Source organism: Brenneria nigrifluens DSM 30175 = ATCC 13028 (assembly GCF_005484965.1).
Classification (GTDB): Bacteria; Pseudomonadota; Gammaproteobacteria; order Enterobacterales; family Enterobacteriaceae; genus Brenneria; species Brenneria nigrifluens.
In genome coordinates, this window is sequence record NZ_CP034036.1 from 215,820 (window position 1) to 229,333 (window position 13,514).

At 57.4% G+C, this 13,514-nt stretch carries 11 protein-coding genes; 9 read left to right on the forward strand and 2 right to left on the reverse strand.

Going from position 1 to position 13,514, the window contains the following annotated elements:
• Nucleotides 1-336 precede the first annotated feature (336 nt).
• The 6 genes from EH206_RS00980 to EH206_RS01005 all read left to right on the forward strand — a co-directional run bounded on the left by EH206_RS00980 (nt 337) and on the right by EH206_RS01005 (nt 5,324).
• Complete coding sequence (locus EH206_RS00980) at nt 337-768, forward strand: rhodanese-like domain-containing protein (protein ID WP_009110972.1); 432 nt, start codon at nt 337-339, stop codon at nt 766-768.
• Between the two features lie 115 nt (nt 769-883).
• Nucleotides 884-1,357, forward strand: a complete 474-nt coding sequence (gene secB / locus EH206_RS00985; RefSeq protein WP_040343577.1) for a protein-export chaperone SecB — start codon at nt 884-886, stop codon at nt 1,355-1,357.
• On the forward strand, nt 1,357-2,376 hold the full coding sequence (gene gpsA, locus EH206_RS00990) for an NAD(P)H-dependent glycerol-3-phosphate dehydrogenase (protein ID WP_009110974.1): 1,020 nt from the start codon (nt 1,357-1,359) through the stop codon (nt 2,374-2,376). Before secB ends, gpsA begins: the two co-directional genes overlap by 1 nt.
• A 107-nt stretch (nt 2,377-2,483) precedes the next feature.
• A complete protein-coding gene (gene cysE, locus EH206_RS00995; RefSeq protein WP_009110975.1) occupies nt 2,484-3,305 on the forward strand; it encodes a serine O-acetyltransferase in 822 nt (273 codons plus the stop codon).
• 348 nt (nt 3,306-3,653) lie between these two features.
• The gene (gene pagP / locus EH206_RS01000) at nt 3,654-4,202 is read left to right on the forward strand and encodes a lipid IV(A) palmitoyltransferase PagP (RefSeq protein ID WP_198008309.1); all 549 of its coding nucleotides are present in this window, start codon (nt 3,654-3,656) and stop codon (nt 4,200-4,202) included.
• Between the two features lie 222 nt (nt 4,203-4,424).
• Nucleotides 4,425-5,324 carry a carboxylate/amino acid/amine transporter gene (locus EH206_RS01005; protein ID WP_009110977.1) on the forward strand — a complete coding sequence of 300 codons (900 nt, stop codon included), beginning with the start codon at nt 4,425-4,427 and terminating at the stop codon, nt 5,322-5,324.
• Here the strand turns inward: EH206_RS01005 and metR are convergent.
• Complete coding sequence (metR, locus tag EH206_RS01010) at nt 5,230-6,165, reverse strand: HTH-type transcriptional regulator MetR (RefSeq protein WP_009110978.1); 936 nt, start codon at nt 6,163-6,165, stop codon at nt 5,230-5,232. The two genes, EH206_RS01005 and metR, sit on opposite strands and share 95 nt — an antisense overlap.
• A 104-nt stretch (nt 6,166-6,269) precedes the next feature.
• Between metR and metE the strand changes: the two genes are divergently transcribed.
• From metE to EH206_RS01025, 3 genes are all read left to right on the forward strand, one after another.
• Nucleotides 6,270-8,534, forward strand: coding sequence for a 5-methyltetrahydropteroyltriglutamate--homocysteine S-methyltransferase (metE, locus tag EH206_RS01015; RefSeq protein WP_009110979.1), 2,265 nt, complete (start codon nt 6,270-6,272; stop codon nt 8,532-8,534).
• 302 nt (nt 8,535-8,836) lie between these two features.
• The gene (gene udp, locus EH206_RS01020) at nt 8,837-9,607 is read left to right on the forward strand and encodes a uridine phosphorylase (protein ID WP_009110980.1); all 771 of its coding nucleotides are present in this window, start codon (nt 8,837-8,839) and stop codon (nt 9,605-9,607) included.
• An 84-nt stretch (nt 9,608-9,691) separates the two neighbouring features.
• On the forward strand, nt 9,692-10,474 hold the full coding sequence (locus EH206_RS01025; RefSeq protein ID WP_009110981.1) for a tyrosine-protein phosphatase: 783 nt from the start codon (nt 9,692-9,694) through the stop codon (nt 10,472-10,474).
• A gap of 174 nt (nt 10,475-10,648) precedes the next feature.
• On the opposite strand, the gene ppc is transcribed toward EH206_RS01025, so the two are convergent.
• Nucleotides 10,649-13,288 (reverse strand): phosphoenolpyruvate carboxylase, encoded by a 2,640-nt coding sequence (ppc, locus tag EH206_RS01030; RefSeq protein WP_009110982.1) that lies wholly within the window; start codon nt 13,286-13,288, stop codon nt 10,649-10,651.
• Between the last annotated feature and the right edge of the window lie 226 nt (nt 13,289-13,514).

A 13,514-nucleotide genomic window follows, 5' to 3' on the forward strand; every position in this document is an offset into this window, starting at 1 on the left:
TGCATCAATAATAGATAAATGGGAACGTATGCGCATAAAATGGGTGAATGACATAATCTGTGAGGCGGTTTTTTGGCAACCCCCCCCTTACGGGCCGTCGCTGATGCGACGTTAAAAATTTCTCCTGGAAATTTTTTATGGCCCGCCATCCCTGGCGGCCACCCTCGCGGGCCGTCGCTGATGCGACGTTAAAAATTTCTCCTGGAAATTTTTTATGTATCGCGCCGCAGATTCCGTACGCTATGTTGGCTTACTGGCTGTATTTGCGGTATCACGCAGGTATACTCAGGAACCTTATATTTTATCGCTTAACTGATTCGGGAGTCGTTACACCCCATGCAAGAGATTATGCCATTTATTAGCAAGCATCCTATATTGAGCGTGGCCTGGGTTGCCCTGCTGGTTGCTGTTATCGTGCTGACGGTGAAGAGTAAATTTTCCAAAGTGAAAGACGTGGCGCGCGGCGAAGCGATCCAACTGATCAATAAAGAAGATGCCGTGATTGTCGATATTCGCAATCGTGACGACTATCGTCGCGGTCACATTGCCAATGCATTTAACCTGCTACCCACTGATATTAAAAACGGCAGCATAGGCGAGTTGGAAAAGCATAAAGCGCAGCCGGTGATCGTGGTGTGCGCCAACGGTCTTTCCTCGCGGGAAGCGGCGGGCAACCTGCTGAAAGCGGGCTTTGAACGCGTACTGGTGCTAAAGGACGGCCTTGCCGGCTGGAGCGGTGAAAATCTGCCTTTGGTCCGTGGTAAATAGATCCGCTGGCTGGCCGCAACGCCGGGATTAGGTAAACGCAATTTAGGTAAATGAACGGACGCCTTCGCTGACGATGGACGGCGTCAAAGAAATCCAACAAAAGGTATTATTTAACATGTCCGAACAAAACAACGCCGAAATGTCTTTCCAGATCCAGCGTATTTATACCAAGGATATCTCTTTTGAAGCGCCGAACGCTCCTCAGGTATTCCAGCAGGAATGGCAGCCTGATGTGAAGCTGGATCTGGACACGGCGTCCAGCCAACTGGCGGAAGATATCTATGAAGTGGTGCTGCGCGTCACGGTGACGGCTTCGCTGGGTGAAGAGACGGCTTTTCTGTGTGAAGTACAGCAGGGCGGAATTTTCACCGTGGGCGGTATCGAAGGCACCCAGTTGGCGCACTGCCTGGGCGCGTACTGCCCGAACATTCTGTTCCCTTATGCGCGCGAGTGCATCACCAGCCTGGTTTCCCGCGGTACGTTCCCGCAGTTGAATCTGGCCCCGGTCAACTTTGATGCGCTGTTTATGAACTATTTGCAGCAGCAGACAGAAGGCGAAGGCGCCGCCGCACCGCGTCAGGATGCCTGATGAACGCGTCCGACGCTTCAATGGCCGTAATCGGTGCCGGTTCATACGGTACCGCATTGGCGATTACGCTGGCGCGTAATGGCCACCAGGTTGTGCTCTGGGGGCACGAGCCCGCGCATATCCAGGCCCTGCAGGCCGCTCGCTGTAATCAGGCGTTTCTTCCTGATGTTCCCTTTCCTGATTCGCTGCGGCTGGAAACGGATCTGGCGCTGGCCCTGGCCGCCAGCCGGAATGTGCTGGTGGTGGTGCCCAGCCATGTGTTCGGCGACGTATTGCGCCAGATTCAACCGCATTTGCGGGCTGATGCGCGCATCGTGTGGGCAACCAAAGGGCTGGAAGCGGAAACCGGACGCCTGCTGCAGGACGTGGCGCGTGAAGCGCTGGGCGAGAAAATCCCGCTGGCCGTCGTGTCCGGGCCGACCTTCGCCAAAGAACTGGCCGCCGGTCTGCCGACGGCGATTGCGCTGGCGGCGACGGATAGCGACTTTGCCGACGATCTGCAGCATTTGCTGCATTGCGGCAAAAGTTTCCGGGTATACAGCAATCCTGATTTTATCGGCGTACAGTTGGGCGGCGCGGTGAAAAACGTGATTGCCATCGGCGCCGGCATGTCCGACGGCATTGGTTTTGGCGCCAACGCGCGTACGGCGTTGATTACCCGCGGCCTGGCGGAGATGACCCGGCTGGGCGTGGCGTTGGGCGCCGATCCCACCACCTTTATGGGGATGGCCGGGCTGGGCGATCTGGTGCTGACCTGTACGGATAATCAATCCCGTAACCGGCGTTTCGGTATGATGCTGGGGCAGGGGATGGGCGTTCAGGAGGCGCAGGATAAAATCGGTCAGGTTGTCGAGGGATACCGTAACACCAAGGAAGTGCTGGCGTTGGCGCAGCGCCACGGCGTGGAAATGCCGATTACCGAACAGCTCTGGCAAGTCCTGTATTGCGGCAAAGATGCCCGGGAAGCAGCGCTAAGTCTGCTGGGGCGTACGCGTAAAGACGAAAGCACTAATTTATAACAACCTGTTTTTTCGGGCTTTCTTAATACAGACGGCCCGGATGTTTTTGTGAGTATAGACATCAGGGGCGATGGCGATTGATGCGTGGCATTTCGGAGAGTAAGGCAATGTCGACAGAAGAACTGGCACTGGTCTGGAACAATATTAAGGCGGAAGCGCGTAGTTTGGCTGATAGCGAACCTATGCTGGCCAGTTTTTTTCATGCCACATTGCTGAAACACGAGAACCTGGGCAGCGCGCTGAGCTATATGCTGGCCAACAAGCTGGCGAGCGCGATCATGCCAGCCATCGCCATTCGTGAAGTGGCTGAAGAGGCGTATCAGGCCGACGCGCAAATGATCGTCGCCGCCGCGCGCGATATTCAGGCGGTGTGCCTGCGCGATCCCGCGGTTGATAAATATTCGACGCCGTTGCTTTACCTGAAAGGCTTTCATGCGTTACAGGCGTATCGCATCGGTCACTGGCTCTGGTCGCAGGAGCGTAAAGCGCTGGCGATCTATTTCCAGAATCAGATCTCGGTCTCTTTTGGCGTCGATATCCACCCGGCGGCGACGATTGGCTACGGCATTATGCTCGATCACGCCACGGGCATCGTGATCGGTGAAACGGCGGTGGTGGAGAATGATGTCTCTATCCTGCAGTCCGTCACCCTTGGCGGTACGGGCAAGACCAGCGGCGATCGCCATCCTAAAATCCGTGAAGGGGTGATGATCGGCGCGGGCGCCAAAATCCTGGGGAATATTGAGGTCGGTCGCGGCGCTAAAATTGGCGCGGGCTCGGTGGTGTTGCAGTCTGTTCCGCCTCATACCACCGCCGCCGGCGTTCCCGCGCGCATCGTCGGCCGTCCGGAAACGGATAAGCCGTCAATGGATATGGATCAGTATTTCAACGGCGTGAACCGTGGCTTTGAGTATGGCGACGGCATTTAATACCGCCGAGCCCGCGTATTAATAAAAAACCTCGTATTTATTAACTCTCCGCAAATACGATGGTTTTTTGCTTTTGCGGGTAAGAACTGTCCGAAACCTTTTTCCTAATTATCATTTATTTAACTGCCATTGCCGTTTGTTCCGCATAATGGCGGTGTCGTACTATCTGTGCAAACAGAATGCATTAAGCTATATGTTTTATTAAACCCGGTAGATTTTAAGGGGCGGGAAGGTGCTCGATACGCCGGCGACTTGAAAGGTAAGAGTAGTAATATTATGGCTGCAGAGAGTCTACTAATGTATTTAAAGCGTATTTTAATCATCCTGTGTTTTACGGCGTCATCCGCCATGCCGATTGTGACTCATGCAACTGACACGGCGCATAGCGGCGCCGGCGCTGAAGCCGGCGCGCATGATGAAAGCTGGTGGCAGAGAAGTAAAAATAACCTGTCTAAAACATGGTCGGAATCTCCGAACCACGATATCTATATTCCCGCTATTACCTGGCATAACCGCTGGACCTACGATAAAGATAAAACCGACGAATATAACGAGCGTCCGTGGGGCGCGGGATATGGTATTTCACGTCTGGATGAAGACGGCGACTGGCATGGGATTTACGCCATGGCGTTTAAGGATTCCCATAATAAATGGGAGCCTATCGGCGGTTATGGCTTTGAGAAACGCTGGCGCCCGACCCGCGATCAGGATTTCCAATTGGGGCTGGGTTTTACCGCCGGCGTGACGATGCGCGATAACTGGAACTATATTCCTATTCCGGTGTTGTTGCCCCTGGCCTCAATCAATTATCAGAAGCTCTCTTTCCAGGCGACCTATATTCCCGGCACTTACAATAACGGCAACGTCTTTTTTGCCTGGTTCAGATGGCAAATTTGATCCCGCCGTTCCCGTTTGCCGGTACTTAATTTACCTAACCCCTGCGCAATATTGCAGGGGTTTTTATATTTGGCGCAGGGAACTAAATTCGTCGCGTTTGTAGGGTGATTATCGGGTAGTCGTTCGCCGGTTATTTATTCAGATGTAAACCATATTGACTAAAATTCATTCGCCGTTCTCCGCTACAATAGCGACACTTCTTTTCTAAGCGGATATTGCGCTGTGCCATTACTGATTATCACCACCATATTGTGGGCTTTTTCATTTAGCCTGATTGGCGAATATCTGGCAGGCCAGGTCGACAGCTGGTTTTCCGTATTGATGCGCGTCGGGCTGGCGGCATTGGTCTTCCTGCCGTTTTTACGCTGGCGGGGCTATGCGCCGCGGGTGATTTTACTCTATCTGCTGGTTGGCGCCTGCCAACTGGGGATTATGTATCTGTTTGTTTTCCAAGCTTATCTATATCTCACGGTGCCTGAATTTTTACTCTTCACGGTGATGACGCCGCTGTATGTCACCTTAATTTACGATCTGCTGCGGCGCGAGCGCCTGCGCTGGGGCTATATGTTCAGCGCGCTGCTGGCGGTGCTGGGGGCGGCGGTGATTCGCTACGACGAGGTCAGCGCGCATTTTCTGTGGGGGCTGGTGCTGGTACAGGCCGCCAATATTTTCTTTGCCATCGGGCAGGTCGGATACAAGCGCCTGATGGAAGTGCATCCGATGCCGCAGCATACCGCCTTTTCATGGTTCTATCTGGGCGCGCTGGCGGTTTCGGTGACAGCCTGGCTGCTGTTCGGTAACGCCGATAAACTGCCCACGACGTCGTTGCAGTGGGGGGTTTTGGTCTGGTTGGGGGTTGCGGCTTCTGGGTTGGGCTACTTTATGTGGAACTACGGCGCCACCCAGGTCGACGCGGGCACCCTGGGGATCATGAATAATTTCCACGTTCCCGCGGGATTGCTGGTCAACCTGGCTATCTGGCAGGAAAAGGTCCACTGGCCGAGCTTTATCATTGGGGCCATTATCATCATGTCCTCGCTGTGGGTACACCGACACTGGGTCGTGAAGCGTCCCGCACAAAGGGTAAATGCTCACAGGCGTGCTGACGCGCCGAGCGAATAAAGGCTTCGATCACCGGTTGGCGCTGTTCCCCGTCCCGCACGGCGGCGTACAACCGGCTCCACAGTCCCTCTCCCAGCGTTTTTGTCACAATCAGTCCCTGACGTTCAAAGCTCTCCACCACCCAGTGCGGCAGCGCGGCGATCCCCATGCGGGCGGCCACCATCTGAATCAGCAGCAGCGTGTTGTCGACGCTTTTCAGCGCCGGGCTGACGCCGGCCGGTTGCAGAAAGTGGCGCCAGACATCCAGCCGCTGGCGCTGAACCGGATAGATCATCAGGGTTTCCGAGGCCAGGTCTTCCGGTTCGATTTTGTCTTTTCCCACCAGCGGATGGTCGGGCGCCAGCGCCAGCCGGACTTCAAAATCAAACAGCGGCGCGTAGTGCAGCCCGCTGCGCGGCAGGATATCCGAGGTCATCACCAGATCCAGCTCGCCCTGTTGCAGCGCGGGCTGCGGGTCGAAGGTGACGCCGGATTTAAAGTCCGTCGCCACCTGCGGCCAGTTTTGATGGAACTCATCCAGCGCCGGGGTCAGCCACTGAATACAGCTGTGACACTCAATCGCCAGACGCAGCGTGGCCTGGTGCGGTTCATGACACGCCTGTAGCGCCTGCTGAATCTGCGGCAACACCTGCTCGGCCAACTGCAACAGGATCTCTCCCTGCGGCGTAAAGCGCAGCGGCTGGCTTTTACGCACAAATAGCCTGAACCCAAGACGCTGCTCCAGATCGCTGAACTGGTGTGATAACGCCGACTGGGTTTGATGCAGCGCGGCGGCGGCGGCGGCCAACGACCCCGTATTGCGCAGCGCTTGCAGCGTTCGCAGGTGTTTAAGTTCGATCATGAGAGTCCTTCACAGTGACAGTGAATAAATTGCGCTTGTGCATTATACACTACCTGCGGATTATGGATGTGTAAACATCTGGACGGCTAAATGAGGAATTAACGATGACCATCTTAAATCACACACTGGGTTTTCCGCGCGTTGGATTACGACGTGAACTGAAAAAAGCGCAGGAAAGCTATTGGGCAGGCAACGCAACCCGGGAAGAGTTGCTGGCCGTTGGACGCGATCTTCGGGCGCGTCACTGGCAGCAACAAAAGGATGCGGGCGTCGATCTGCTGCCGGTGGGTGATTTCGCCTGGTACGATCATGTCCTCACCACCAGCCTGTTGCTGGGGAACGTACCGGCCCGTCATCAGAATGCCGATGGCTCGGTCGATCTGGACACGCTGTTCCGCATCGGCCGCGGACGCGCGCCGACCGGCGAACCCGCCGCCGCCGCCGAGATGACCAAATGGTTCAACACCAACTATCACTACATGGTGCCGGAATTCACCCAGGGCCAGCAGTTCAAACTGACCTGGACGCAGCTGCTGGACGAAGTAGACGAAGCGCTGGCGCTGGGCCACAAGGTGAAGCCCGTGCTGCTGGGGCCGGTCACCTACCTGTGGCTGGGTAAGGTAAAAGGCGCGCCGTTCGATCGCCTGTCGCTGCTGCCGGAGATTCTGCCGGTCTATCGGCAGGTGCTGGCCGAGCTGGCTAAACGCGGCATCGAATGGGTACAGATCGATGAGCCGGCGCTGGTGCTGGAGCTGCCGCCAGAGTGGCTGGCGGCGTTCCAACCGGCGTACGATGCGCTGCAAGGACCGGTGAAACTGTTGCTGACCACCTATTTCGACAGCATCGGCCAGAATCTGGATACCGTCAAAGCGCTGCCGGTACAGGGGCTGCATGTCGATCTGGTGCACGGCAAGGACGACGCGGCGACGTTGCATCAACAATTGCCCGCCGACTGGCTGCTGTCGCTGGGGGTGATTAACGGGCGCAACGTCTGGCGCGCCGACCTGAGCGCCTGGTTTGAACGCCTGCAACCGCTGGCGGGCAAACGCAATCTGTGGCTGGGAAGCTCCTGCTCTTTGCTGCACAGCCCGATCGATTTAAGCGTCGAAACGCGTCTGGATGATGAGGTGAAAAGCTGGTTTGCTTTCGCCATCCAGAAATGTGCGGAGCTGTCTCTGCTCGCCCAGGCGCTGAACGGCGGCGATGGTCAGGCGCTGGATGTGTACAGCGCGCCGATTCGCGCTCGCCGTACGTCCACCCGCGTAAACAACCCGGCGGTGGAGCGGCGTCTGGCCGCCATCACTGCGCAGGATAGTCAGCGTCAGAGCGCTTACCCGCTGCGCGCCGCGGCTCAGCGCGAACGCTTCAAGCTGCCGGCATGGCCGACCACCACCATCGGCTCTTTCCCGCAAACCACGGAAATTCGCGGCCTGCGTCTGGACTTCAAGCAAGGGCGTCTGGACGGCAACAACTACCGCACCGGCATCTCCGAGCATATCAAGCAGGCGGTGGTCGAGCAGGAACGTCTGGGACTGGACGTGCTGGTGCACGGCGAAGCCGAGCGTAACGATATGGTGGAGTATTTCGGCGAGCATCTGGACGGCTTCGTCTTTACCCAGAACGGCTGGGTGCAGAGCTATGGCTCCCGCTGCGTGAAGCCGCCGGTGATTATCGGCGACGTCAGCCGCCCGCGGGCCATTACCGTTGAGTGGGCGAAATACGCCCAGTCGCTGACCGACAAGCCGATGAAGGGCATGCTTACCGGCCCGGTGACCATTCTGTGCTGGTCTTTCCCGCGCGAAGACGTAACGCGTGAAACCATCGCCAAACAGATTGCGCTGGCGCTGCGCGACGAAGTGGCCGATCTGGAAAAAGCGGGCATCGGCATTATTCAGATCGATGAACCCGCCCTGCGTGAAGGTCTGCCGCTGCGCCGTTCCGACTGGGATGCCTATCTGGCATGGGCGGTGGACGCTTTCCGTCTGAATGCCGCCGTGGCGCAAGACGATACGCAGATCCACACCCATATGTGTTACTGCGAGTTCAACGACATTATGGATTCCATCGCCGCGCTGGACGCCGATGTGATCACCATTGAAACCTCGCGTTCCGATATGGAGCTGCTGGAGTCGTTTGAAGAGTTTGAGTATCCGAACGAAATCGGCCCGGGCGTGTATGATATCCACTCGCCGAACGTCCCGAGCGTGGAGTGGATCGAAGCGTTGCTGAAGAAAGCGGCGCAGCGCATCCCGGCGCAACGTCTGTGGGTTAACCCGGACTGCGGTCTGAAAACCCGCGGCTGGCCGGAAACCCGCCAGGCGCTGGCCAACATGGTTGAGGCGGCACGGCGTCTGCGCGACGCGCGCTAAGCCGGTAACGTTAACGATCGATGACAGGGAGGCGCTGCCTCCCTTTTTCATGCCTGGAAATAGCGGGTTTTGTGTCTGCCGCGAGGAATATCAACGGCTAAAGAATCTACAATAACGGAACCAAAACGGCGCAAAGGCGGTGTTGATAACGCTTATTAGTGATGTGTATCACAATTTTATGTATGTTGAGTTTCTGTTTCTTTTTTATGAGTGATGGTCATCACTAAAAATCGCCTGGTAATAGGCTAAAGTTTTTTCCTTATTTCCTCTGATCACTCGACTCATTGCCTGGGAGGGCGGTTATGTCCAAATCTGATGTGTTTCATCTCGGTCTGACAAAGCCTGATTTACAGGGCGCGACGCTGGCGATTGTGCCGGGCGACCCTGAGCGCGTGGAAAAAATAGCCCGTCTGCTGGATAACCCGGTCCCTCTGGCGTCGCACCGTGAATTTACCTCCTGGCGCGGCGAACTGGAAGGCAAGCCGATTATCGTCTGCTCCACCGGCATTGGCGGCCCGTCAACGTCGATTGCGGTGGAGGAGCTGGCGCAGCTGGGCGTTCGCACCTTCCTGCGGGTGGGGACGACCGGGGCGATCCAGCCGGGTATCAACGTGGGGGATGTGCTGGTGACGACCGCGGCGGTACGGCTCGACGGCGCCAGCCTGCATTTCGCGCCGCTGGAATTTCCGGCGGTGGCCGATTTTGACTGCACCACCGCCCTGGTCGAGGCGGCAAAGGCGTCCGGCGCGGCGCTGCACGTTGGCGTGACCGCATCATCCGATACGTTTTACCCCGGCCAGGAGCGTTATGATACCTTTTCAGGCCGCGTGGTGCGCCGTTTCCAGGGATCGATGGAAGAGTGGCAAAGCATGGGGGTGCTGAATTATGAAATGGAATCCGCCACCTTGCTGACGATGTGCGCCAGCCAGGGGCTGCGCGCCGGGATGATTGCCGGGGTGATTGTCAATCGCACCCAGCAGGAAATTCCCGATGTCGCCACCATGAAGCTGGCTGAAACCACGGTGGTCAAGGTTCTGCTGGACGCCACCCGTCGCCTGCTGGCTCGTGCATAAACGGTATTACCGCATGTCGGGCCGGCGATGGGCAATGCCGGCCCGTTTCCCGGCCTGCCCTTTATGACCACCGCAAGGAGATGTATGACCGAACCCACGCTACTCCATCCTTCCCTGGTTCCGCTGGACGGCGGGATCAATTTTCGCGATCTGGGCGGCAATCGGACGGCGGACGGGCGGCTTATCCGCCGCGGCAAGCTATTTCGAGCCGGTTCGCTGGATTTATTGACGCCGGCGGACTGCGAACGCCTGGCCGGCGTGCCCGTCGCCGATGTTCTCGACTACCGCGATCCGGATGAAATCGCCCTCAAGCCCGATATCCTGTGGCCCGGCGCGAACTACCATCCGTTCCCCGCCAACCCGCTGCGGCACGAAGTCACGGCGAATCTGGATTCTTTGGGATCGGAGGTGCTGGAGTCCTTCGACTCGCGGGCCTTTATGCTGGAACTTTATCGCCGTTTGCCTTTCGATAATTCCGCCTATCGCCAACTGGCGTCGCTGCTGTTGCAGCCGGATAACGGCGCGCTGGTACAGCACTGCGCGGTGGGTAAAGACCGCACCGGTCTGGGATCGGCGCTGGTGATGCTGGCGCTGGGGGTTGATGAGCAAACGGTGATTGAAGATTATCTGCTGACCGAAACCACGCTGACGCCATTCAGGCAGCAGTTGCTGACGCATCTGGCGCAGACCCTGAGCGAGAAAGCGCTGGTGCGGTTTTCCTATGTGCTGTCGGTTAAGGAAGAGTTTATCGTCACGGCGCTGCGGGCGATTAATGAACGCCACGGTTCGGTTAACGGCTGGATGGAGGCGGAGTACGGGCTGGATAAACGCGCCCGGCAGTTTCTGCAGGATAAATATCTGGCGTGATGCCGTCTCTTGGCCTACCCGAACCCTTCATATAAGGGCGAAGGGTTAGCTCCTCCCCCTGGCAAGGGGGAGGCCGGGAGGGGGACATTAATGGCAAAATGCCCAATGAAGTCAATGATCTGAAAGGCCGGTCATGGACCGGCCTTTGTCGTTTCCGCGTTTAGCTTTTATCGATCAGCCGGTATTGCGCATACCGGCGGCCACGCCGGCGATGGTCACCATCAGCGCCAGCTCCACCTCCGGGTCCGGCTCTTCCTGTTGGCGCGAGCGGTGCAGCAGCTCGGCCTGAAGCACGTTGAGCGGGTCGGTATACACGTTGCGCAACGCGATGGATTCGGCGATCCACGGCAGGTCTTCCATTAGGTGATCGTCGTTGGCGATGGTCAGCACCACATGGATATCTTGCGCCAGTTGCTCGCGCAGCTGTTTCCCTAACGGCCACAGCTTCTTATCCACCAGACGCTGGTCGTAGTATTCGGCCAGCCACAGGTCGGCTTTGGAAAACACCATTTCCAGCATCCCGATGCGGGTGGAGAAAAACGGCCAGTCGCGGCACATGGCTTCCAACTGCGCCTGTTTGCCGTCGTTGACGACTTTTTGCAACGCGGCGCCCGCACCCAGCCACGCGGGCAACATCAGGCGGTTCTGTGTCCAGGCGAAAATCCACGGAATGGCGCGCAGGCTTTCCACCCCACCGGTAGGACGGCGTTTCGCCGGGCGGGAGCCTAACGGCAATTTACCCAGCTCCAGTTCCGGCGTGGCGGAGCGGAAATAAGGGACGAAGTCCGGATTTTCGCGTACGTAGCCGCGATACATCTCGCAGGAGACGCGGGACAGTTCGTCCATCACCTCGCTCCACTCCTGTTCGGGTTCCGGCGGCGGCAACAGGTTGGCTTCCAGAATCGCCCCGGTGTACAGCGCCAGGCTGCTGATGGTGACTTCCGGCAGGCCGTACTTAAAGCGGATCATCTCCCCCTGTTCGGTGACGCGCAGGCCGCCTTTCAGGCTTCCCGGCGGCTGGGACAGCAGGGCGGCATGGGCCGGCGCGCCGCCGCGGCCGATGGAGCCGCCGCGACCGTGGAACAGCGTCAGCGCAATGCCGGCTTTCTCGCAGGTTTTAATCAGGGCGTCCTGTGCGCGATATTGCGCCCAGGAAGCGGCCATCACGCCGGCATCTTTCGCCGAGTCGGAATAGCCGATCATCACCATCTGTTTGCCCTGAATGACGCCGCGATACCAGTCGATATTCAGCAACTGGGTCATTACGTCGTCGGCGTTGTTCAGGTCTTCCAGCGTTTCAAACAGCGGGGCGACCGGTAGGGCGAACGGGCAGCCGGCTTCCTTGAGCAGCAAATGCACCGCCAGCACGTCGGAAGGCGTACGCGCCATGGAAATGACGTAGGCGGCGATGGAGCCGGCGGGCGCTTTGGCGATGACTTTACAGGTGTCGATCACCTCTTTGGTCTCTGCGCTGGGTTCCCACTGGCGCGGCAGCAGCGGACGTTTGGAGCTTAATTCACGGATCAGGAAGGCCTGTTTGTCGGACTCGGACCAGCTTTCATAGTCGCCCAAACCCAGGTAACGGGTGATTTCCGCCAGTGCCTCGCTGTGATGGGTGCTTTCCTGACGAACGTCGATGCGCACCAGCGGTACGCCGAAGCAGCGCACGCGGCGCAGCGTGTCCAGCAATTGACCGTCGGCGATGATGCCCATGCCGCAGGCATGCAGCGACTGATAACAGGCGAACAGCGGATCCCACAATTGTTCATTGCTGACCAGCAGGTCTTTCGGCGGTAACAGCTCCCCGCCTTTGAGACGCGCATCCAGATAAGCCAGCGTACTATTCAACTGGGCTCGCAATGATTTCATGATGGCGCGGTACGGCTCCTGTACTTCGTCGCCGCCGGCCAGCTTGCGTAGTTCCGGCGTACAGGCGGACATCGACAGTTCCGATACCAGGGTCTGAATATCCTGCAGGAACAGGTCGGCCGCTTTCCAGCGGCTGAGTAATAATACCCGGCGGGTCACTTCGGCGGTCACGTTGGGGTTGCCGTCGCGGTCGCCCCCCATCCATGAGGTAAAGCGTACCGGCACGGCTTCTACGGGCAAACGGTAGCCGAAAGATTTTTCCAGCAGTTCATCGAGCTCGCGTAAAAAAGCGGGAACGCCTTCCCACAGGCTATTTTCCACCACCGCGAATCCCCATTTGGCTTCTTCCAGCGGGGTCGGCCGTATTTTGCGGATTTCGTCGGTATGCCAGGACTGGGCGATCAATTGACGCAGGCGGCGCATAATACGGTTGCGCTCATAGTCCGCCAGATCGTCGTGATCGAGCTGCTTCAGGCAGGTATTCACCTCGACCAGCTTGTGGATCAGCGTGCGACGGGTGATCTCGGTGGGGTGCGCGGTCAGCACCAGCTCGATGGACAGCGATTCGACCGCGTTGCGAATATCCCTTTCCGTCAGATGCTTATTTTCTTTTAAGCGCGCAAAGGCCTTGGAGAGCAGCTCCGGGTTGCTGGCCGCCTCGCCGTGGGGCGAGATGGTGTGGTATTGCTCGGCGGTATTGGTAAAGTTAAGGAATTGGCTAAATGCGCGGGCAACCGGCAATAGCTCATCGTTGGACAGATTTTGTAGTGTGTTCAGCAGTTCCTGACGGTGCTTTTCACTGCCTGCTCGGGAGGATTTTGATAATTTACGGATCCTTTCAACCTTATCAAGAATGTTCTCACCCAGCGCTTCCTTAATCGTATCGCCAAGCAGCTTGCCTAGCATGCTGACGTTACTGCGCATTGCCGAATATTGCTCGCTCATAGTTACCCTGACCCACCTCTGATTTTTTGTAAGTTTGTTTCACCTGAAAGACGTACTGCGCTCCTTTCATCTAGCCATGATGCGGTTGATTCGTCAATTGACGATTCTTTGCGCGCGTTATTCTTTTATACCGCCCATATTTTTACCTGCTTTGATGTGGACATGGCAATTTGTGAAATTTAATTACAGACGTGCTGACATTAGAGGCGCTTATCGGGAGAGGAAA